The sequence below is a fragment of the Micromonospora sp. NPDC127501 genome (genome assembly GCF_040302185.1).
Lineage (GTDB): Bacteria > Actinomycetota > Actinomycetes > Mycobacteriales > Micromonosporaceae > Micromonospora.
On the sequence record NZ_JBEORJ010000016.1, the window covers coordinates 71,661 to 92,112 of the forward strand.

Sequence of the window (20,452 nt, forward strand, 5' to 3'; positions counted from 1 at the left end):
GGCGGTCGCTGGATACACCCGGCGGCCATTCCTGGAACGTCGGCGCTACTGTGATCCGCGTCACATCGGAAGCCGGTGGCCCATGATCGACCACCTAGACTCGGCCCGGCTCGACCGACCGGCGGATGGATCAGGCAGATGACGAGCATCGGGAGCGGCGGCCGCGGTTGGCTGCGGGCGATGCCCGCCGAGGCGGGACGTGACGCGCTGCTCAACCGCGCCGGCCACCGGGTCCTGGCGGCACGCCGGCTCACTGATCTGGTCCAGGGCCGCCCACCCGGTGTCACTGGCAGCCAGTGGACCTCGGCGAGCCGCGCCAGCTTCGACTTCGTGGTCTACGCCGCCGACACCGGCCGTGCGGTCGTCGCCGTGCAGATCGGCCCGGTGCCGTCTCCCGGCTCTGCGGAGCAGCGCGTGGAGCGACTCACGGACGCGGTGAGCGCGGCCGCCGGCCTGCCCGTTCTGCGGATCGGTTCGCCCACGTTGAGCGCCGCCGAGCATGGCCGCCGCCTGGTCGAGTACGTGATCGACGCGCGCGCCTACGCCGCGGGCGGGGCCACCGCCGCCGGGACCGAACCGGCACCGGGCTTCCGCGACATCCTGGGCCGGCTGCCGGACGGGCGTACGGGGCCGGTCAACGACCTCGGCGCGCTGACCCGCGCGGCGGCGGTCGAGGCGTACGTGGCCGGGCAGGTGGCCGACCCGATCGTACGAGGACTGCACGTCCACTGGGTGGACGGGCCGGCGCAGGGGTGGAGCTGGGTGCAGGTACGCCCCGACGCGTGCCTCATCGAGCAGGTCTCGGTGACCGAACACCGTTTCTCCTGCGGCATCGACGCGGCCCGGCTGGCCGAGGATCTCGCCGCCGTCGCCGTGGGGGAACGACTGCGGGAGAACGCCGTGGCCGACCTGCTGCCGCGCGCCGAGTGGACCGCCCGGATCGCCGCGCTGAGCCAGCGCCGTCACGAACTGGTCGGCGGTTTCGCCTTCGACCACCTCTGCGCCGACTGACCAGCGCCGTTTCACCTGCTGATCCCTGCTCCGCACCGGCTCCGTGTCGGGTCGCGGCAATTTCCTGTACGTCTGTTGAACCTTCCCGGCCGCCGCCCCGTACTCCTGCGCGAATGAACAGGATCTCCCCATCCGCGTCCACGGGCGCGGGAGACGGTGCGGAAAGGGCATCGTCGGCCATCGACGCATTACCGGGTAGGTCACGGTGGGTCGCCACCGCGGCGTGCCACCTCACACATCCGTCGGTCCGCCGAGGGCAGAAATCCACTACCGGATCGAGAAGGAGAGCAATTCGATGCGCAGGTCCACTCGGGCGCGCCGGCCTTCCGGCAACGCGCGGAGCAAGCGTCTGCTGGCAGTTGTCGGCACGCTCGCGGTCTTCGGCGGAGTTGTCGCCGTGACTCAGATTTCGTCGGCCCAGGACCGGCGGACAAATAAGCCACGTCCGGCTGCCGGGCAGTGCGTGGAGCCGAGCCCGGGCGCGACCGCGCCGACCGGCGGCGGCTCGACCAGCCGGACCTGGCAGAACGGTCGGTGGGTGCGTAATCACTGGGGTGACGGACAGCAGTCGGTCCCCGAGTGCGAGGACGGCAAGGACGGCACGGTGGGCACCGGTACGGCCATCGCCTGTCCGGATGTGGCGGCCAAACTGCCGCAGGTGCCGAACCGGGCGCGGGCCGAGGTGGACCGCAACCTCGCCCAGTTGCAGACCCAGATCGCCGAGGCGGACCGCCGCCTCGCCGCTGAGGGCAACAAGGGTGAGGCGTTCATCCGTAGCGCGATCCTCCAGCCGTTGGCCGGCAAGCGCCGCGCCGTGCTGGACCGGATCACGACCGCCATCGACCGGGTCGGTCCCCGGCCGCAGGGCCTCGCGCAGCTCGCCGAGTGCCAGGTGCAGCCCACCGGCGGCACGGGCGGCAACAACGGCGGCGGCAGCACGCCCACCACCACCCCCGGTGGCGGCAACAACGGCGGTGGTAACAACGGTGGCGGGAACAACGGTGGCGGGAACAACGGCGGTGGCACCGAGCCCGGCGCCGGGCTCGGCGTGCTCGCCAACGACTGCGACGAGAGCCGGCTCCAGCCGCACGACGGTTTCCAGAACGGCAACCGCTGCGTGAGCACCGAGTTCGGTGAGGTCGGTGCGGCGGCCAACAACCCGTCGCTGCTGATCACCCAGTTCCCCGAGCAGGTCGGCCAGAACCAGCCCTTCACCCTGCGGGTCAGCACCCGCAACCTGGTCCGGGACCGCTTCCTGGCCGCCGGTCAGGGTGGCTACTACGTGGAGAGCTCGCTCCTCAACGACCAGGGCCTGGTCCGCGGTCACTTCCACACCGCCTGCCGGATGCTGGACAGCCTGACCGCTCCGCCGGAGCCGCAGGAGGTGCCCGCGTTCTTCGTCGCGACCGAGGACGGCCGCGGTGGTGCCCAACCCGACGAGGTGACGATCCAGATTCCGGGCCTGCCGGAGTCCGGTACCGCCCAGTGCTCCGTCTGGGCCGGTGACGGCTCGCACCGCCTGCCGATGATGGAGCGGGCCAACCAGACCCCCGCCTTCGACTCGGTGCGCATCGACGTCAACTGAGCTGACGTACAACGGCGGCCGGCCACCCGGGGCGACAACCCGGGGTGGCCGGCCGCCGCTTCGTTTCCGGTGCCCGGACAAACGACGGGGCCCCGCCGTTTCCGGCGGGGCCCCGTCGAGTCGCGTCAGCGGCTCTTGTACGCCTCGACGACCTCAACCGGGATCCGGCCCCGCTCGGAAATCTTGTAGCCGTTCTTGACGGCCCATTCCCGGATGGCCCGGTTCTGCTCCCGATCCATTCCCGCGCCGGCGGGTCGCCCCGGTCGGCGGACTGAACGGGTGCTCTCCACCGGACCGCGCCCGATCCGCCGACCCGCATTGATGTACGGATCGAGCGCCTTGCGCAGGACGCCGGCATTCTCGTCGGAGACATCGATCGTGTAGGCCACGCCGTCGAGACTGAACTCAACCGTCCGGTCGGCCTTCCCACCGTCGAGGTCGTCGGTCAGGACCGTGATTACTTTTCTCGCCATTGCCGATTACTCCCTGTGTGCGGCGGGATGTGTCCAAAGTCTGACCTATCACCCCGGTAATCCGCAACAATATGCCTTCCATTCATTCGGCGCGTCGCGATTCCGTTACCGAGCAAAACCGTGAATCGGTTCGGTGCCGAGGCTTCATTCCCCGAGGATGCCGCTGTGACCGGCGAGGGCGGCCGCCTCGGCCCGGTTCGAGACCCGCAACTTACGCAGCAACGCGGCGGTCATCCGTTTCACCGTCCGTTCGGAGACGTGCAGTTCTTCGGCGATGTCGACGGTGCTGCGGCCGGCGGCGATCGCCCGCAGCAGCCGCCGTTCCTCGCCGTCCAGGTCGACGGGCGTGGAGCGCGTGGGCCGCAGTATGGCGCGCAACAGTTCGGCCGGCAGCACCGCCCAGCCGTCGAGGATGGCCAGCAGCGGGGGCAGCAGCTCCTCCGGTTCGCTGGTCTTGGGCAGGAACCCCTCGGCGCCGGCTCGCAGCGCGTCGACCGCTGGCCCGGGCTCGGCGGAACCGGACATCGCGACCACCCGTACCCGTGGGGTGGTCCGCCGGATCGCGGCCACCGCCCGGATGCCGCCGGGGGGCGGCATGTGCAGGTCGACCAGGGCCAGGTCGGGGCAGTGGTTGCTGACCAGGGCCGCCGCCGCGGCGGCGTCGCCGGTCGAGGCGACCACCTCGGCGCGGCCGTTGGTGGTGATCGGGAGCAGTAACTCCAGGCCGCGGACGAAAAGGGGGTGATCGTCCACGACGACGAGTCGCAAGGTGGAGGCTCCCGGCATGTCTGCGCCGTTCCCCAGCGGGTACCGATCATGCGGGTTCGCACCGAACGAGAGGAGTCGGGTGGATGCGTGTACGGCATGGTTTGCGGGACCTGCTGCGAGGGTTGCGCCCCATCGAGCCGACACCCGGCGAGAGACGGCCGACGGCGGCGGATTCGGAGTTGCTGCTGCGGGTGTTGTGCCACGAGTTCCGTACGCCGATCAGCACCCTGACGTCGCTGACCCGCGCGCTGGCCGACGAGCGTCGCGAGCTGACCGGGGACGACCGGCGGGCGATCACTGAGCTGGCCCGCGACCAGGCCGCCCACCTGCAGAGCCTGCTGCGCGACGCGACCGCCGGCACCGGCGTGCTGACGCCGACTCCGCAGCCGGAGCCGGCCGTCGCGCTGGCGGGCATCCTGCGGGAGGCGGCCGCGCTGGTGCCGGTCGGCCGTCGGCGGGCGCGGGCCACCCGGCGGGCGGCCTCCTGCCCGGTGCCGGCCGGACGAACCCGACAGGTACTGGTCAACCTGGTGCAGAACGCGTTGCGGCACGGGCCGCCGGACGGACAGGTCGGGCTCTACGCCACAGTGCGTGGCTCCAGCCTGAGCATCCTGGTCACCGACGAGGGCCGGGTCGACGATGCGCTGCTAGTCGCGCTGCGGCGTCCGGCGCCGGCCGTCGGGATGTCCGGTCTGGGCCTGTGGATAGCGCGACAGCTCGTCGCGACGGACGGGGGAGCGTTGCGGGCGCACCGGCTACAGCCCCGTGGAGTGGCGCTGGAGGTGTTGCTGCCGATGGCTCGCCCGGTGCGTTGACCCGGGCGGGACATCGGTTGGCCCGCTCGGGTCATCGGGGCGGGAACGGCCTCGCTACCTGTTTACCGGTACCGAGGAGGTTGGATGTTCAGCCACGTCAAGGATCTGCAGTTCGAAGCCAAGCCGGACGGCCCGGACGCGGCGTTCGCCCGCCGTTTGCAGGAGGTGTTGGGCGGCAAGTGGGGCGAGATGACGGTCGCCAACCAGTATCTGTTCCAGGGTTGGAACTGCCGACTGCCCGGCAAGTACAAGGACCTGCTGCTCGACGTCGGCACGGAGGAGATGGGCCACGTCGAGATGATCGTCACGATGATCACCCGGCTGTTGGACAACGCGCCGCTGTCGCTGACCGAGGGGATCGCGGAGGACCCCGGAGGTGCCGCGACGTACGCCGGTGAGAACCCGGCGCACTTCATCCACGGCGGCGGCGGCGCCCTGCCCGCCGACTCCAACGGGGTGCCCTGGAACGGCGCGTTCATCACCGCCAGCGGCAACCTGTTGGCCGATTTCCAGCTCAACGTCACCGCCGAGGCGCAGGGTCGGCTCCAGGTCGCCCGGTTGTTCCACATGACCGACGACCCGGGCGTCAAGCAGATGCTGCGCTTCCTGCTGGCCCGCGACACGATGCACCAGAACATGTGGCTGGCGGCGATCGAGCAGCTCAAGGAGGACGGGCTGGAGGACATGCCGGTGCCGGAGGCCTTCCCGGACTCGGGCGAGTTCACCGAGGAGTACGGCTACACCTACCTGGGTTTCTCCTCGGGCACCGACGCCGCTCAGGGGCGCTGGGCGTCTGGTCCCTCGCCGGACGGCAAGGGCGAGTTCCGGTACGACGACAACCCACGGGCGAACGCGCCGGAGCCGGTGCTGCCTCCGGGTGACCCTCGCCTGTACGGCACCAACCCGGGGGTGGCCGGCTCGGTCGTGAACACGGTGAAGAGCAAGCTCACCTGAGGTGCCTCGTCGGGTCGCCCGCCGGTCCCGGGCGACCCGACGGACCGACCGGAAGAGTGGTCTGGGTCACAGATCGGAACAAGGGGAACGCTTTGTTACTTGAGTGAGACACGCTCAACTCAACGCGAGGTGTTCGATGGCAACTCTTCCGGTACTTCCCCTGACCGACGCCGTACTGCTGCCCGGCATGGTCATCCCGGTGACCCTCGACCCCACCACCCAGGCCGCGATCGACGCGGCGCGTGCGACCGGCGACCGCAAGCTGCTGGCCGTGCCGCGCATCGACGGCGAGTACGGCCCGGTGGGCGTGGTCGCCACCATCGAGAAGGTCGGCCGGCTGCCCGAGGGTGAGCCCGCCGCCGTCATCCGTGGCCTGTCCCGGGCCCGGATCGGCTCCGGCGTGCCCGGCCCCGGTGCCGCCCTCTGGGTCGAGGCGACCGAACTCGACGAACCCGCCTACGCCGGTCGGGCCCGGGAACTCGCCCGCGAGTACCGCGCCCTGGTGACCTCCGTGCTCCAGCAGCGGGGCGCCTGGCAGGTCATCGACGCGGTGGAGCGGATGACCGACCTCTCCGAGCTGGCCGACTCGGCCGGGTACGCGCCCTGGCTGACGCTGGAGCAGAAGACCGAGCTGCTCGCCGCGCCGGACGTCACCGCCCGGCTGGAGCTGCTGGTCGGCTGGGTGAAGGACTACCTGGCCGAGCAGGAGGTCACCGAGCAGATCAACAGTGACGTCCGCGAGGGGCTGGAGAAGTCCCAGCGCGAGTTCCTGCTGCGCCAGCAGCTCGCCGCGATCCGCAAGGAGCTGGGCGAGGACGAGCCGGACGGCTCCGCCGACTACCGGTCCCGCGTCGAGTCCGCCGAGCTGCCGGAGAAGGTACGCGAGGCGGCCATGCGTGAGGTCGGCAAGCTGGAGCGGGCCAGCGACGCCTCCCCGGAGGCGGGCTGGATCCGTACCTGGCTGGACACCGTGCTCGAGATGCCGTGGGGCACGCGTACCGAGGACAACACCGACCTGGCCGCGGCCCGGGCGGTGCTCGACGCCGACCACGCCGGCCTGTCCGACGTGAAGGACCGCATCCTGGAGTACCTGGCGGTGCGCAACCGGCGTGCCGAGCGCAACCTCGGTGTGGTCGGCGGTCGCGGCTCCGGCGCGGTGCTCGCCCTCGCCGGTCCTCCCGGGGTGGGCAAGACCAGCCTCGGCGAGTCCGTGGCGCGGGCGCTCGGGCGTAACTTCGTCCGGGTCTCGCTCGGCGGCGTTCGCGACGAGGCGGAGATCCGCGGGCACCGGCGCACCTATGTGGGGGCGTTGCCCGGTCGGATCGTCCGCGCGCTGCGCGAGGCCGGTTCGATGAACCCGGTCGTGCTCCTCGACGAGGTGGACAAGCTGGCCGCCGGCTACGCCGGTGACCCGGCCGCCGCCCTGCTGGAGGTGCTCGACCCGGCCCAGAACCACACCTTCCGGGATCACTACCTGGAGGTCGACCTCGACCTGTCCGACGTGCTCTTCCTGGCCACCGCCAACGTGGTGGAGTCCATCCCCGGCCCCCTGCTGGACCGGATGGAGCTGGTCACCCTGGACGGGTACACCGAGGACGAGAAGGTCTCCATCGCCCGGGACCACCTGCTGCCCCGGCAGCGGGAGCGGGCCGGGCTGACCGTCGACGAGGTCAGCGTCGCCGATGAGGCTCTCGCGCTGATCGCGGGGGAGTACACCCGGGAGGCCGGCGTCCGGCAGCTCGAGCGGGCCCTGGCCAAGATCCTGCGCAAGGTGGCGGTGACGCTGGCGACGGATCCGACGCCGGCACGGGTGGGCACCGACAACCTCACCGGTTACCTGGGTCGGCCGAAGTTCACCCCGGAATCGGCCGAGCGCACCGCCGTGCCCGGCGTGGCCACCGGTCTGGCCGTCACGGGCGCCGGTGGGGACGTGCTCTTCATCGAGGCGACCAGCATGGAGGGCGAGCCGGGGCTGACCCTGACCGGCCAGCTCGGTGACGTGATGAAGGAGTCGGCGCAGATCGCGCTCTCCTACCTGCGCTCCAACGGGCGGCGGTTCGGCATCGACCCGAACGCTCTCGCGGGACGCCGGATCCACGTCCACTTCCCGGCGGGCGCGGTGCCCAAGGACGGCCCGAGCGCCGGCATCACCATGGTCACGGCCCTGGCGTCGCTGGTCACCGGTCGCCCGGTCCGCCCCGAGTTCGGGATGACCGGTGAGGTGACGCTCTCCGGTCGGGTGCTGCCGATCGGTGGGGTGAAGCAGAAGCTGCTCGCCGCGCACCGGGCCGGCCTCACCGAGGTGATCATCCCGGCGCGCAACGAGCCCGACCTGGACGACCTGCCGACCGAGGTGCGCGAGGCGCTGACCGTGCACACCCTGGCCGACGTGGCCGACGTGCTCGCCCTGGCGCTGCGCCCGGCCGATGTGAAGACGCTGGACGGTCCGGCGCTCTTCGCGGTCTGACGCTCCGACCATCCGGGCCCCCGCCGTCTTCCGACGGCGGGGGCCCTTTCGGTACGCGGGGGACGGTCTACTGTCTCGTCTGCACCGTCAACAACCTCTCCGCCGCGAGGCGGCCCCCTGGAGGAACCCCCGTGAACGTGGTGCTCTGGATCATTCAGATCCTGCTCGCCGCCGTCTTCGCCGGCGTCGGGCTGGCCAAGCTGAGCCAGCCCAAGGAGAAGTTGCGCGACGTGATGCGGTGGGTGGACCCGGTGCCGCCGTCGCAGGTCAAGTCGCTCGGCGCGGTCGAGCTGCTGGCCGCCGCCGGGCTCGTGCTGCCCGCCGCCACCGGCATCGCCACAGTGCTCACCCCGCTCGCCGCCGTCGGGCTGGTCATCGTCATGATCGGCGGCATCCTGGTGCACCTGCGTGCCCGCGAGCAGCAGACCACCCAGGACGGGCGTCGCACCGAGATCCAGGGCGCGGTCGCCTGCGCGGTGCTGCTCGTCCTCGCCGCAGTGGTGGCCTGGGGCCGTTTCGGCCCCTACGCCCTCTGATCCGCGTCGGCCAGCACGCGACAATGCACAGTAGAGTCTGCCCGCCGCTCGAGGTGGCACTCAACGGGGGAGAGGTATGGAACCGATCGTGAGCGCACCTGGTGCGGTACCACCGGCAGTGCCACAACGGTCAGATCCAACGGGCCGACGGTTGGGACGGCGGGTGCTCTTCGCTGGCGGCGCGGGCGCCGCGGTGGCGACGACGGTGGCCACCCTCGCCGGTGCCGAACAGGCGGGATCACCGCCGGTCACGACCGTCCGGGAGGCGCCGCTCAGCCTCCGGGACCCGCGGGTCGGCTGCCGGCTCGACGGCAGTGACGAGTCGGACAAGGTCACCACCGCGCTGAACCTGCTGCCGGCCGGTGGCGGCGAGATCTTCCAACCGGTCGGCGCACTCGGTCTCGGATCGGAGGTCCGCTTCCCGACGAATGTGACCTGGACCGGCGAGAACATCGGCGCGGCGATCATCCAGCCGGCCCCGGGCTACACCGGTCGTCTGGTCTCGAGCGGTAAGTACAACCAGATCTCCAACGTGCACTTCTACGGCATGCGGACCTCCGACGTGCTGTTGACCATCCGCGGCCCCCGGTCGACCTTCCACCACCTGCACTTCGGCAACTCGGGCAGCCACGCCATCGAGTTCCTCGGCAAGGACGCGGACACCAGCGCCCACGCCAACAAGATCACTGATATCAACATCGAGGACTGCCTCGGCGTCGGCATCCTCGTCAACAAGGTCGCGTACGACAACGAGTTCCTCAACGTCTGGGTCGGTGAGTGCCAGACCGGGATACGGCTGCTGGACAGCGCCTGCTTCTTCGACAATCTGCATGTCTGGGGTTGCCGGGGCAACGGCGTGGAGCTGCGCGAACCCGCCCATCGAAACATCTTCCAGAACGTCTACCTGGAGTCGAACGGCACGAGTGGCACCGGCAGCGGCGCCGACCTGCGGCAGGTCTGGGGGACCCAGTTCATCGGCGGCCGGCTGTGGCGCAACGCCACCAACGGCATCGAGGTCACCTCAGCCGGACGTACCCGGATCATGGGGCTGGACATCCACGACAACGGCGCGAACGGGATCCTCGGCCGTGACGCCGACATGTGCCAGGTGATCGGCAACCAGTTCTACGACGAGGCGACGCCCCGCCGCCAGGACCGACCGATCATGACGGTCGGCACCAGCAACAACTGGATCGTCACCAACAACGTGATGCGGGCGTTCGACCACCGGTCCGGTGGCGCGTCGCTGGCCGGGGCCAACAACGTGGTCAACGGGAACATCGGCTAGCACCGGCGGGCGGCGGATATCGCGGTTCTCCCGCCGCCTCGCCGGGCAGTGGCGCGTCGGCGACCGTCGTACTCCGGCGGTCGCCGACGGCGCGCTCAGCGCTCGTCGCCGCCGCGGTCGCGGCGCACGGTGGCCTTGCGGCCCTTGATCGTGCTGGAGCGCAACCCGGAGATGACCTCGTCGGCCACCCCCTGGGGCACCTCCACCAGTGAGAACCGGTCGGCGATCTCGATCGAGCCGATGTCCCGGCCGCGGATGCCCGTCTCGCCGGTGATCGCGCCGACCAGATCCTGCGGGCGCACCCCGGCGCGTCGACCCAGGCCGACGAAGACCTGGACGGTGTTGCCACCGCCGGAACGTGGCCGGCCCCCGCCCCGCCGGTCGCCGCCCCGGCCGCCGGCCTCCGGTCGACCCTCGCGCGGCCCCCGGACCGGAACCTGCGGGATCTCCTCCTCGTCGTCGGAGCCCGGCGACGTCACCTCGTGGGCCAGCTTCACGGCGGCGAGGGCGACCTCCATCAGGTCGAACTCGTCGGTCAGCGTCTCCACGATCACCCGGAACGGGTCGAGGTCGTCCTCCAGCAGGCTCTCCCGCAGAGCCGCCTGGGTCAGCTCCAGCCGCCGGGTGCGCATGTCGGCCACGGTGGGGATCTTGTCGATGGTGATCCGCTGGCCGGTCACCCGCTCGATGGTCTTGAGCATCCGGTGCTCACGCGGCTCGGCGAGGGTGATCGCCACGCCCTCGCGGCCAGCCCGACCCACCCGACCGATCCGGTGCACGTACGACTCGGGGGCGGACGGCACGTCGTAGTTGACCACGTGGGTCAGCTGCTCGACGTCCAGCCCACGGGCCGCCACGTCGGTGGCCACCAGCAGGTCGGCGGTGCCCGACCGCAGCCGGCCCATGACCCGGTCGCGCTGCTCCTGGCTCATGCCACCGTGCAGCGCCTCGGAGCGGTAGCCCCGACCGTTCATCGTCTCGGTCAACCGGTCGACCTCTTCCCGGCTGCGGCAGAACACGATCGCCGCGGTCGGGGACTCCACGTCCAACACCCGACCCAGCGCGGCCGGCTTGTGCGCCCGGGTCACGATGTACGCGCTCTGCCGCACCCGGGGCGCCTCACCCGCGACCTGCTGCTCCCGGCCGATCTCGATCCGTACCGGTTCGCGCAGGTGCTGGCGGGCCATCCCGTCGATGCGCGAGGGCATGGTGGCCGAGAAGAGCACCGTCTGACGCTGCGCCGGCGCGTGCTCCAGGATCGCCTCGATGTCCTCGGCGAAGCCCATGTCGAGCATCTCGTCGGCCTCGTCGAGCACCACCGTGGCCAACCCACCGAGGCGCAGGGTGCCCCGGGCGATGTGATCGAGGGCACGGCCCGGGGTGGCCACCACCACGTCGACTCCGCTGTCCAGTGCCCGCAACTGCCGCCCGATCGGCTGCCCACCGTAGATCGGCAGCACCCGCGCGCCCAGGTCCTTGCCGTAGCGGTGGAACGCCTCGGAGACCTGTACCGCCAGCTCCCGGGTCGGCACCAGCACCAGTGCCACCGGGTCGCCGCCCTGGCGGTGTGCCGCCATGAGGTTCAGCAGCGGCAGCGCGAACGCAGCCGTCTTGCCGGTGCCGGTGGCCGCCTGACCCAGCAGGTCCCGACCCTCCAGCAGCGGTGGGATAGCCTCGCGCTGGATGGGGGTCGGCTCCTCGTACCCGAGGGCGGCGAGCGCGCCCAGCAGCTCGGCGCGGAGCCCGAGCTCGGTGAAGGCGCTCACCTCGTCGGTGCCGTCGGGGGTGGCGTCGATCGGTGCGTCGTGCTGTGCAGGTGCGGAACTCATGTGCCAAGCCTTTCATCACGCCGTCCGGGCCGTTGCGGCGACCGCCACAAGAGCTGTCCCCGAGCCCGTGCTGCGGCTGTCCCGCGACCCCGACGGCGGCCTCGATCAGGCGTCGGTGGTCAGGATGGCCAGCACCATCACCGCGGCCAGGGCCACATCGAGCACCGCGCAGAACTCGGCGTAGCCGCGCGGCACCACCCGGCGGTTGCGGTGGTGCGCCAGGTCCCAGCCGGCGTGCGCCAACCACCCGAACGCCACCATCCACTCGGCGGTCCGCCCGCCGACCATCACCGCGACCAGCGTCAGGGCGACCCAGGCGACCAGACCGGCGAGTTGGGTGGCGAGCACGCCCCGCCCGCCCAGTGTGCGGCGGGCCACGCCGATCAGCAGGTAGCCGCCGGGCAGCACCAGCATCGTCCACGGGCTGAGCACGCCCGGGTCGACCCACATGTCCACCGTCACCAGCAGCGCCAACCCGGCCGGCCAGCGGTGGGCGAGCGCCACCACGACCCGGTGTCGGCGTACCGGCGCCGACGCCTCGTGCCGGTGTCGGAGGGCCACCAGCACCATCGCCGGGATCATCAGCAGGTGACCGCCGAGCAGCAGCGCGTCGGCGTCGATCAGACCGGCCCGGAACGGCACGAGCAGCAGCAGGAACGGGACGTACATCGCGGCGGCCATCTCGCCGACCGCGTGCCAGCGATGCGCCCGGTAGCGCATCCCCACCGTCATCCCGACGGTCATGTTGGTAGCCATCACCAGTGCGGCGACCTCCGGCCGGGCCAGCGCGTCGACGACGCCCAGAGCGGTGCCGGCCAGCTCCCACAACGGCCCGAGCAGCAGCATCCCGGCGACCATCGCCAGTGCCATCTCGCCCAGGTGCCACAGCAGCCGCCGTCTGCTGCTGGCCGGTGCCGCGGCGACCGGTGCCGCCGTGGTCCGTGTCGGGGCCGAGGGGGTCGGCTCGTCGGTGTGCAGGGGCGCGGGCGACGGTACGGCGGTGAGGCTGTCCGCGTACATCCGGGTGTTTTCCATGCCTCGACCCTGCCGGTGACCCCGGTGTGGGCGGCAGATCCGTTCGTCACGGGAAAACGGTGCGGACCGCACGGCCCGACCGTGACAGTTCGCATGGGTGGACCGTGCGCCGGGCGGTCCTAGGATCGGTGCGTGGCGAGCGAGGCGGTGACTCCCCGGGCGGACCGCCGGCTGGGTCGCGCCCGGCGGGCGACGCTGGTGTCGCTGGCCACCGGCGTCTGGGCGAGCGTCCTGCTGCCGGCGGTCGGCCTGACCCGCGAGCCCGACCCGGGCCGGGTGACACTCGGCGCGGTCGGCATCCTCGCCTTCGTGCTCGCCCAGACCGTCGTGCTGTACGCGGCCGTGACGCCGTGGCTCGAGCCGCGCTGGCGGCGTCGGGCCGAGCTGAGCCTGGTCGGGGTGGCGGTGTTGACCGTTCCGCTGGTGGGTCCGGTGGCAGCGGGCAGGTGGCCGACCTGGGCCTGGCTCGGTGCGGCGCTGATCGGCATGACGCCGCTGCTGGTGCGGTGGCGGGCCGGGCTGGCGGTCGCGGTCGGCGTCCTGGCGGTGGCGGTCGCGGTGGCCTGGTGGACCGGCGGTTCCGTTCCGCGCCACCTCGCCGTGACCGGGGGGATCGGCGCGGCAGTGGCCGCCGTGAACGGGTTCCAGGTCTGGTTCTGGGACCTGCTCGTGGAGGCCCGGCAGGGTCAGGCCGCCCAGGCGCGGCTGGCCGCCGCCGAAGAGCGGCTGCGCTTCGCCCGCGACGTGCACGACGTCCTGGGGCACCGCCTCACGGTGATCGCGTTGAAGGCCGAACTCGCCGCCCGGCTCGCCCCGGTCGACCCGGAGCGGGCCGGGAGGGAAGCCGCCGAGGTCCAACGGTTGGCCGCCTCCGCGTTGAGCGAGGTACGGGAGACCGTGCACGGCTATCGGGCCGTCGACCTCGACGAACAGCTCACCGCGGTGGTGGGGGTGCTGCGCTCCTGCGGGGTTCGGTGCACGGTTCTGCCACTGCCGGCGGACCTGCCGCAGCCCGCCGCCATCGAGCTGGCGGCGGTGCTGCGCGAGGCGAGCACCAACGTGCTGCGGCACAGCCGGGCCGACTGGTGCCGGATCCGCATCGATCGGGAGGATGACGTGGCCAGGATGACGGTGGCCAACGACGGCGCCGACGACCGCGGCCCGGACGCGCACAGCCACGGCCTGCGCGGGCTGGCCGACCGGCTCGCCGCTGCCGGGGGCGAGTTGCGGGTACGCCGGGAGGACGCGGTCTTCACCCTCGAAGCCACAGTGCCGGCGCCGTCGTGATCCGCGTCCTGCTCGCCGACGACGAGGACCTGATCCGGGTCGCCGTCGCCGCGCTGCTCGCCCTGGAACCGGACATCGAGGTGGTGGCACACGCCGCCGACGGGAAGGCGGCCGTCACCGCGGCACTGGCGCACAGCCCGGACGTGGCCGTGGTGGACCTGGAGATGCCCGGCCTGGACGGCATCGCGGTAGCCGCCGAGCTGACCCGGGTCCGACCCGACTGCGCGGTGGTCGTGCTGACCGGCCACGGTCGTCCCGGGCACCTGCGTCAGGCGTTGACCGCCGGTGCCCGGGGGTTCCTGCCCAAGGGTTCGCCGGGTGGGGCGCTCGCCGACGTGATCCGCCGGGTGCACGCCGGAGGTCGTTACGTGGACCCTTCGCTGGCCGCCGACGCGTTGACACTGCCCCCGTGCCCGCTGACCCCTCGGGAGTTGGAGACGCTACGGCTGGTGGAGGTGGGTGCTCCGGTCGCGGTGATCGCCCGTCGGGTACACCTGTCCACCGGAACCGTGCGCAACCATCTCTCCGCCGCCGTGCAGAAGCTCGGTGCCGCCGACCGGGCCGAGGCGGTGCGCACCGCCCGGGACAACGGCTGGCTCTGAGCATCCTCAGCAGCGGCGCCGCGCATGATCCACTCGGCTTCAGGGCTGGCTCTGCTCCTCGTTCCCCGCCCGGCTGTCAAGATGGACAAATGCCCAGGAAAGTCGCAGCGGGTCCGGTCGACCCGGTGCGCTCCAGCGCCGTCGAGCTGTTCTTCGACCTCGTCTTCATCTTCACCCTCGGACGTCTGTCGGCGACCCTGGTCGAGGAGCCCAGCCTGCTCGCCGACGCGCAGGCCGTGATCTTCCTGCTCGCCTTCTGGTGGATCTGGTACAACACCAACCTGGCCACCGACAGCCTCGACTGTGAACGACCCACGGTGCAGATTCTGATCATCTGCGTGATGCTCGGCAGTCTGCTGATGTCCATCAACGTTCCGGACGCCTTCGGTGACCAGGCCTTCGTCTTCGTCAGCGCGTACCTCGGGATCCACCTCGGCCGTACCCTGGTCATGGCACTCTACCTGCGCGGCACCCCGGCCTGGCGTCGGCCGGTCCGGGGAATCGTCTGGTACCTGCTGTCCGGGACGGTCTGGTTCGCCGGGGCGGCGGCCGGCGGCGACGAAACCCGGGTCCTGCTGTGGGCTTGCGCGCTGGCGATCGACTACTCGGGGCCGGTCCTGGGGTGGCCGGTTCCGGGGCTCGGCCGGGCGCGAGCCAACGAGTGGCACCTCTCGGGCGAACACCTCAACGAGCGGTACCGGCAGTTCATCATCCTGGCACTCGGCGAGACGATCCTGGCCACCGGCAACTTCTACCGGCTGTCGCCGCGGGATCTGGCGGACACCACCGCATTTCTGCTCACCTTCTGGACGGTGGTGTTCCTCTGGTGGACCTACTTCTACCGCACCACGAGCAGCCTCGCCGTGAAGATCGATACCGCAGCGGACCCGTACCGGCTCAACCTGCGGGCGAGCTACACCCACCTGGTGATGGTGGCCGGCATCCTGCTCACCGGCATCGGCGGCGAGTTGATGCTCAAGGAGCCCGACGGGCAGCGGTCGACCGGCAACGTCGTGGCGATCCTGATCGGACCGCTGACCTTCCTCGTCGGGCGGATGATCTTCGAGATCTGGGTGTTCGGTCGCCTGACGAGGCACTGCCTCGCGGCCGTGGTGGCGTGCCTGATCCTGAGCCCCGTGGCGACGCGGCTCCCACCGCTGGCGGTGGGCCTGCTGGGTGCGGCCACCATCACCGCCGTCGCCATCTTCGACCTGGCCCACCGGGCCCGGATCGCGGGTGAGGTCAACCCGGTGTCGGGCGGGGACGGCCACCGCCGCCACCCGGCGTGACGCGGCGGCGCCGATCCGAGGAGGGTGGCGTGGAGCGTCCGGCTAGCGTGGGCGCGTGCGTACGGTGGAACTGGTCTGCTCACCCGGCCTGGAGATCGCGGTCCGGGCGGTCTGGGACCGGCTGGCGGCCGCCGGGCTGCCCAGCCTGGCCCGCAACGTCCACCCGACCAACCGGCCGCACCTCACCCTCGCCGCCGTCGACGAGTTCCCGCCGGGGGCGGAGCACCGTCTGGCCGACCTGTTCGACGCCGCGCTGCCGGTGCCGGTGGCGCTCGACCGGGTCGTCGTGCTCGACGGCAGCGCCCCACTGGTCTGGCTCGTCCGACCCACTCCGGGGCTGACCGCGCTGCATGCCGCCGTCTGGGACGTTCTCGCCGAGGCCGACGGACATCGCCCGTGGCACGCGCCCGACGCCTGGGTGCCGCACCTGAGCCTGGCTCTGCGGTTCCGCAACGCGGACCTGCGGTTGGCCCGTGCCGTCGCCGGTGGGCAGCGCCCGACGGGGGCTTTCGACGCCGCCCGCAGCTACGACGGCACGGACCGGTCGGTGACCTCGCTGACCCGGCACCGCTGATGTCAGCGCCGACGAGCGACATCAGGGATCATGGTTGCCATGGATGGTCTGGGAACTGAGTGGGTCACCATCGCGGCCTATGCGAACACCCGGGGCTGCCTGCAGCCGATGGCCGCCGTACGCGCTTGACTACGTGATCGGGGCATCGACTGGATGCCCTTCGAGGCGAACGCGATTTCCGTCAGTCTGGCCTGTGGCGTCGGCGATGACGGTCGATGGCACGGCTGGGTCGGCATCCGAGTCCAGGCTGTTGCACTACGGAGACTAGGCCTGCACCCTGACCAGCCGACCGCGACGGTCACCGGCCCGAGCCCGCCGGAGTGGTGGCATGCGGCAGCAGAATGGCACGCCCGGTAGGCCGCAGCGCAGACCGTTCCAGGTGGCCGGGCCGGATGTCGGGGGGCGTCCGTGGCTTCCGCGCCCGTGCCAGTGTCAGCGTGCCCGGCAAGGCGAGCAGGCTTGACAGTGGCCGGAACCTCAGTTGCTGCCGTCGCCGCCTCCGCCATCGACCCCGCCGCCACCGCCGCCCGCACCGCCGGCGTAGCCGTGGCGGCCGTCGACGAAGGGCAGGTCGCCGCGAACGCCGGCTGGTTTGGGCCGCTTGCCCGGCCCGGCGAGATGTTGCAGGCAGACCCGGCCGGAGACCGGGAAGCACTCGCCACGGCCTCCGCAGTCGGCCAGGTAGCGGTTGCCATCGTGGATGTGCAGTTCCTGGTCCACCCGGAACAACAGGGGAAGGCCGGTAGGGCCGCACCCCTCGTCCCGCCGACCGTGGCCCAGCGTGGCGAGCAGGAGAGGCCCGCGACTGGCGTCGGTCGTGTCGCCGCTCCTCGCGGACGTCGGTCGGTGATGCGTAGAGCGCCCGAACGCGGCGTCGCAGAAGGTGGCGTAGTCCCGCGCATGGAGGGTCAGCTCCTGCCACAGATCGTCCACGACCACCGAGGGCATGGACAGCTTCGCGCTGGGCTGGCGGGCGATGATCCGGAACCACTGCCGGGTCGCGGTCTCGACGAGAACGAGGTCGTCGTCGCTGAGATGGGGATACCGATTTCGTAGATGTTGACGTCCGCTGGCAGGAAACCGCAGGTCGGACACGGCGCGGAGTCGGCGAGGGGTGCGGTCGCTTCTGAACTTCGTCCAGATCATCCGGTTACTTCTATCCGCCCGGGGTGCAGGCGCTAAGGCCTCGACTTGCCGAAGTGGCGCCGCGGCTCCTTCAGAGTAGGGCAGTAGGCAAGCAGGCCGGCCTGCCCGCTTTCCTAGACTGGGGCGATGAACGTTGGCACCGACGGTCGGGGGATCGCCGAGCTGGCGGCCCTGCTGGCCGACGGCACGCGTGCCGGGATGTGCCTGGCGCTGCTCGACGGGCGGGCGTGGACCGCCGGCGAGCTGGCCCGGCGCGCCGGTGTCGCACCGTCGACGGCCAGCGACCACCTCACCCGACTCGTCCGCGGTGGGCTGCTCGTCGAGGAACGGCAGGGCCGGCACCGTTACCTGCGACTGGCCGGGCCGTCGGTGGCTCAGCTGATCGAGGACCTGGCCGGACAGGCCCCGGCCACGCCCACCCCGACCGGGTCGCTGCGCGCGACGACCGCCACCGCTTCCCTGGCGTACGCCCGGACCTGCTACGACCACCTCGCCGGACGGCTGGGCGTGCTGATGTACGACGCGCTGCTGGCCGAGCGCCGGCTCGACCGGTCCAGCGGGTTGGCGCTGACACCCGACGGGTGGGCCTGGGTGGCCGGGTTGGGCGTACCCGTGGAGGTGCTGCGCGCCGCCCGCCGCCCGGTGGTCCGCGACTGCCTGGACTGGACCGAACGCCGCCCGCACCTGGCCGGAGCGCTCGGCGCGGCACTCTGCCGCCGCTTCACCGACCTGGGCTGGATCAGTCCGGGCGCCGGCCGCGTCGTCCGTCTCACTCCCACCGGTCGCCCCGGCCTGGCCGCGGCACTGTCCATCCCCGAACACACCCTCGACCCGCCGGCAGCCCCGCCGCCCACGAGTGGCCGCGCCTGACCGGCGAGCAGCAGGCGACCGGGGCGGGATCGTTCGGTGTGGGGCGAACGGTTCACGCCCTACGGTCGGGCGGTGACTGACAACTGGCCGCACATCGCGCCCGCCCCGGGAACACCGGCGTGTGGGCCGCCCTCGTTCGAACCGGAACGCGGTTGGTGGGTGACCCGGCACGCCGACGTGCGGGCGGCGCTGACCGACCCGGTGTTCCAGGTGCCGGCCGTCGACACCGGTCCGCCCGGCACCCTCGCCTGGCTGCGCGCCACTGTCAGCCGGTTCAGTCCACCGTCACGGCACGCCGAGCGGCGGGCGGTCGCGGTGCGGGCGATGGCCGCGCTGGACCCGGACGACCTGCGACACGACGCGGCACGGCTGACCGCTGCCGTTCTCGACCACGCCGGCGACCGCGTCGACGTGATGCGGGAACTGGCTCGGCCGGTTCCGCTGCGGGCGTTGGCCGATCGCCTCGGTTTCGCTGACCCGGCAGCCGCCGGGACGGCGGTCGCGGTCGTCGCGGCGGCGTACCACCCGGGGGTGGACCCGGCCTCGACCGCGCGGGCCGACCGGGCGGTGACGGCGCTGCTGGCGCTCGCGCCGCAGGGCCTGCCGGAGGTACGGGCGAACCTGATCGGTCTGCTGGTCCAGGCGTGCGACGCGACCGCCGGCCTGATCGGCGCCTCCGCCCATCACCTGCTGCCCCCGGCCGCCCCGCGAGCGGCGGCCAGGGCACGGACCGCCGACCTGCTGGCCGAGGTGCTGCGCCTCGACCCACCGGTCCGGGCCACCCGGCGGGTCACCGTCCACGAGGTACGGCTGGGCGGGCAGGATCTGGCGGCCGGAAGCCCCGTGCTGCTGCGCTTCGACGCGGCCAACCGTGACCCGCGGGCGTTCACCGAGCCCGCGGCGTTCCAGCCCGGTCGGTCAGGTGCCGGGCTGTTGACCTTCGGGACGGGGGAGCGGGTTTGCCCCGGCGACCGGCACGCCCTGGCGCTGGCCACCGGGGTGCTCGAGGTGCTGCGGGATCGCTGCCGGCGCGGCCCGACCCCGGTGCGTCACGAGCCGCACCCGACCCTGCGGGTGCCGACAACTCTGGAGGTGAGCGTCCGATGAGCCAACGTCGTGCCGCGTTCCACGCTCTGCACCGTGCCGGCCGCCCTCTGCTGCTGCCCAACGCGTGGGACCACGCCTCGGCGGCGGCGCTCGCCGCGCGCGGACATCCGGCGATCGGCACCACCAGCCTCGGCGTCGCCGCGACCGCCGGCCTTCCCGACGGCGTCGCGGCCACCGCAGGGGAGACCCTCGCCCTGGCCCGCCGGCTGGCTCGGCTGCCGGTGCTGCTCAGCGTGGACGTGGAGGCCGGGTTCAGCGACGACCCGGCGGAGGTCGCCGGGTACGTGGCGGAGTTGGCCGGGCTGGGCGTGGTCGGGATCAACCTGGAGGACGGGCGTGCCGATGGCACCCTCGCCGACACCGAGGTCGCCGCTGCCAAGATTGCGGCAGTGAAGGCGGCGGTGCCGGAACTGTTCGTCAACGCCCGCACCGACACCTGGTGGCTCGGGGTGGACGACCCGCTGCCGCAGACCCTCGCCCGTTCTCGTGCCTACCGGGTGGCCGGTGCCGACGGGATCTTCGTGCCCGGGACCGTCGACCTGGCCACCCTGCGCGTCCTCACCGAGCGGATCGACGCTCCGGTGAACGCGCTGTACCAGCCGGGCGGCCCGAGGCTGGCTGAGTTGGGCGGCGTCGGGGTGGCCCGGGTCAGCACCGGCTCGATGCTGTTCCGGGCCGCGCTGGGTGCCGCGCTCACCGCCGCCGACGCCGTCCGCGACGGCGGGCCCACCACACCGGCGGGACTGCCGTCGTACGCCGAGGTGCAGGCCCTGGTGCCGACGGACGGCGACTGACGGTGGCCGCCGGCGCTCCGGC

The 20,452-nt window shown here is 72.1% G+C and carries 19 protein-coding genes; 14 read left to right on the forward strand and 5 right to left on the reverse strand.

Annotated elements, in window-relative coordinates:
* The first annotated feature begins 138 nt into the window (after positions 1–138).
* Positions 139–1,011 (forward strand): PDDEXK family nuclease, encoded by an 873-nt coding sequence (locus ABTW72_RS29235; RefSeq protein ID WP_350864160.1) that lies wholly within the window; start codon positions 139–141, stop codon positions 1,009–1,011.
* A gap of 295 nt (positions 1,012–1,306) precedes the next feature.
* A complete protein-coding gene (locus ABTW72_RS29240) occupies positions 1,307–2,596 on the forward strand; it encodes a hypothetical protein (RefSeq protein WP_350864162.1) in 1,290 nt (429 codons plus the stop codon).
* A 125-nt stretch (positions 2,597–2,721) separates the two neighbouring features.
* On the opposite strand, the gene ABTW72_RS29245 is transcribed toward ABTW72_RS29240, so the two are convergent.
* Both ABTW72_RS29245 and ABTW72_RS29250 read right to left on the reverse strand, forming a co-directional pair.
* Positions 2,722–3,069: a histone-like nucleoid-structuring protein Lsr2 gene (locus ABTW72_RS29245; RefSeq protein WP_091397759.1), complete on the reverse strand. Its 348-nt coding sequence runs from the start codon at positions 3,067–3,069 to the stop codon at positions 2,722–2,724.
* A gap of 144 nt (positions 3,070–3,213) precedes the next feature.
* Entirely contained in the window at positions 3,214–3,837 is a 624-nt protein-coding gene (locus ABTW72_RS29250; RefSeq protein ID WP_350864165.1) for a response regulator, read from the reverse strand.
* Between the two features lie 83 nt (positions 3,838–3,920).
* Here ABTW72_RS29250 and ABTW72_RS29255 point away from each other — a divergent pair, with 83 nt between their 5' ends.
* The 5 genes from ABTW72_RS29255 to ABTW72_RS29275 all read left to right on the forward strand — a co-directional run bounded on the left by ABTW72_RS29255 (position 3,921) and on the right by ABTW72_RS29275 (position 9,897).
* The gene (locus ABTW72_RS29255) at positions 3,921–4,652 is read left to right on the forward strand and encodes a sensor histidine kinase (RefSeq protein WP_350864167.1); all 732 of its coding nucleotides are present in this window, start codon (positions 3,921–3,923) and stop codon (positions 4,650–4,652) included.
* A gap of 84 nt (positions 4,653–4,736) precedes the next feature.
* A complete protein-coding gene (locus ABTW72_RS29260) occupies positions 4,737–5,606 on the forward strand; it encodes a manganese catalase (protein ID WP_350864169.1) in 870 nt (289 codons plus the stop codon).
* A gap of 136 nt (positions 5,607–5,742) precedes the next feature.
* A complete protein-coding gene (gene lon, locus ABTW72_RS29265) occupies positions 5,743–8,073 on the forward strand; it encodes an endopeptidase La (protein WP_350864172.1) in 2,331 nt (776 codons plus the stop codon).
* A gap of 131 nt (positions 8,074–8,204) precedes the next feature.
* Positions 8,205–8,609 carry a DoxX family protein gene (locus ABTW72_RS29270; protein WP_350864175.1) on the forward strand — a complete coding sequence of 135 codons (405 nt, stop codon included), beginning with the start codon at positions 8,205–8,207 and terminating at the stop codon, positions 8,607–8,609.
* A gap of 163 nt (positions 8,610–8,772) precedes the next feature.
* Positions 8,773–9,897: a right-handed parallel beta-helix repeat-containing protein gene (locus ABTW72_RS29275; protein WP_350864178.1), complete on the forward strand. Its 1,125-nt coding sequence runs from the start codon at positions 8,773–8,775 to the stop codon at positions 9,895–9,897.
* 95 nt (positions 9,898–9,992) lie between these two features.
* Here ABTW72_RS29275 and ABTW72_RS29280 read toward each other — a convergent pair whose 3' ends face one another.
* Positions 9,993–11,726, reverse strand: a complete 1,734-nt coding sequence (locus ABTW72_RS29280; RefSeq protein WP_350864181.1) for a DEAD/DEAH box helicase — start codon at positions 11,724–11,726, stop codon at positions 9,993–9,995.
* Between the two features lie 105 nt (positions 11,727–11,831).
* Positions 11,832–12,761: a hypothetical protein gene (locus ABTW72_RS29285; protein ID WP_350864183.1), complete on the reverse strand. Its 930-nt coding sequence runs from the start codon at positions 12,759–12,761 to the stop codon at positions 11,832–11,834.
* 132 nt (positions 12,762–12,893) lie between these two features.
* Here ABTW72_RS29285 and ABTW72_RS29290 point away from each other — a divergent pair, with 132 nt between their 5' ends.
* From ABTW72_RS29290 to ABTW72_RS29305, 4 genes are all read left to right on the forward strand, one after another.
* Complete coding sequence (locus ABTW72_RS29290; protein WP_350864186.1) at positions 12,894–14,048, forward strand: sensor histidine kinase; 1,155 nt, start codon at positions 12,894–12,896, stop codon at positions 14,046–14,048.
* A complete protein-coding gene (locus tag ABTW72_RS29295) occupies positions 14,045–14,650 on the forward strand; it encodes a response regulator transcription factor (protein WP_350864189.1) in 606 nt (201 codons plus the stop codon). The genes ABTW72_RS29290 and ABTW72_RS29295 overlap by 4 nt, the downstream gene beginning before the upstream one ends.
* An 89-nt stretch (positions 14,651–14,739) precedes the next feature.
* Positions 14,740–15,939, forward strand: coding sequence for a low temperature requirement protein A (locus tag ABTW72_RS29300; RefSeq protein WP_350864192.1), 1,200 nt, complete (start codon positions 14,740–14,742; stop codon positions 15,937–15,939).
* A gap of 55 nt (positions 15,940–15,994) precedes the next feature.
* On the forward strand, positions 15,995–16,513 hold the full coding sequence (locus ABTW72_RS29305) for a 2'-5' RNA ligase family protein (RefSeq protein ID WP_350864194.1): 519 nt from the start codon (positions 15,995–15,997) through the stop codon (positions 16,511–16,513).
* Between the two features lie 477 nt (positions 16,514–16,990).
* Here the strand turns inward: ABTW72_RS29305 and ABTW72_RS29310 are convergent, their stop codons facing one another.
* The gene (locus ABTW72_RS29310) at positions 16,991–17,608 is read right to left on the reverse strand and encodes a UCP032817 domain-containing protein (protein ID WP_350864197.1); all 618 of its coding nucleotides are present in this window, start codon (positions 17,606–17,608) and stop codon (positions 16,991–16,993) included.
* 177 nt (positions 17,609–17,785) lie between these two features.
* Between ABTW72_RS29310 and ABTW72_RS29315 the strand changes: the two genes are divergently transcribed.
* The 3 genes from ABTW72_RS29315 to ABTW72_RS29325 all read left to right on the forward strand — a co-directional run bounded on the left by ABTW72_RS29315 (position 17,786) and on the right by ABTW72_RS29325 (position 20,430).
* Positions 17,786–18,529 (forward strand): ArsR/SmtB family transcription factor, encoded by a 744-nt coding sequence (locus ABTW72_RS29315; protein ID WP_350864200.1) that lies wholly within the window; start codon positions 17,786–17,788, stop codon positions 18,527–18,529.
* Positions 18,530–18,601: 72 nt separating this feature from the next.
* A complete protein-coding gene (locus ABTW72_RS29320) occupies positions 18,602–19,636 on the forward strand; it encodes a cytochrome P450 (RefSeq protein WP_350864203.1) in 1,035 nt (344 codons plus the stop codon).
* Positions 19,633–20,430, forward strand: a complete 798-nt coding sequence (locus tag ABTW72_RS29325) for an isocitrate lyase/PEP mutase family protein (RefSeq protein WP_350864206.1) — start codon at positions 19,633–19,635, stop codon at positions 20,428–20,430. Before ABTW72_RS29320 ends, ABTW72_RS29325 begins: the two co-directional genes overlap by 4 nt.
* Positions 20,431–20,452 lie beyond the last annotated feature (22 nt).

Bases quoted from the DNA above. Each gene is read 5' to 3' on its own strand.
- ABTW72_RS29315 (WP_350864200.1), top strand. From the start codon at position 17,786: ATGAACGTTGGCACCGACGGTCGGGGGATCGCCGAGCTGGCGGCCCTG.
- ABTW72_RS29280 (WP_350864181.1), bottom strand. From the start codon at position 11,726: ATGAGTTCCGCACCTGCACAGCACGACGCACCGATCGACGCCACCCCC.
- ABTW72_RS29240 (WP_350864162.1), top strand. From the start codon at position 1,307: ATGCGCAGGTCCACTCGGGCGCGCCGGCCTTCCGGCAACGCGCGGAGC.
- lon (WP_350864172.1), top strand. From the start codon at position 5,743: ATGGCAACTCTTCCGGTACTTCCCCTGACCGACGCCGTACTGCTGCCC.
- ABTW72_RS29300 (WP_350864192.1), top strand. From the start codon at position 14,740: ATGCCCAGGAAAGTCGCAGCGGGTCCGGTCGACCCGGTGCGCTCCAGC.
- ABTW72_RS29255 (WP_350864167.1), top strand. From the start codon at position 3,921: ATGCGTGTACGGCATGGTTTGCGGGACCTGCTGCGAGGGTTGCGCCCC.
- ABTW72_RS29245 (WP_091397759.1), bottom strand. From the start codon at position 3,069: ATGGCGAGAAAAGTAATCACGGTCCTGACCGACGACCTCGACGGTGGG.
- ABTW72_RS29285 (WP_350864183.1), bottom strand. From the start codon at position 12,761: ATGGAAAACACCCGGATGTACGCGGACAGCCTCACCGCCGTACCGTCG.
- ABTW72_RS29260 (WP_350864169.1), top strand. From the start codon at position 4,737: ATGTTCAGCCACGTCAAGGATCTGCAGTTCGAAGCCAAGCCGGACGGC.
- ABTW72_RS29325 (WP_350864206.1), top strand. From the start codon at position 19,633: ATGAGCCAACGTCGTGCCGCGTTCCACGCTCTGCACCGTGCCGGCCGC.
- ABTW72_RS29235 (WP_350864160.1), top strand. From the start codon at position 139: ATGACGAGCATCGGGAGCGGCGGCCGCGGTTGGCTGCGGGCGATGCCC.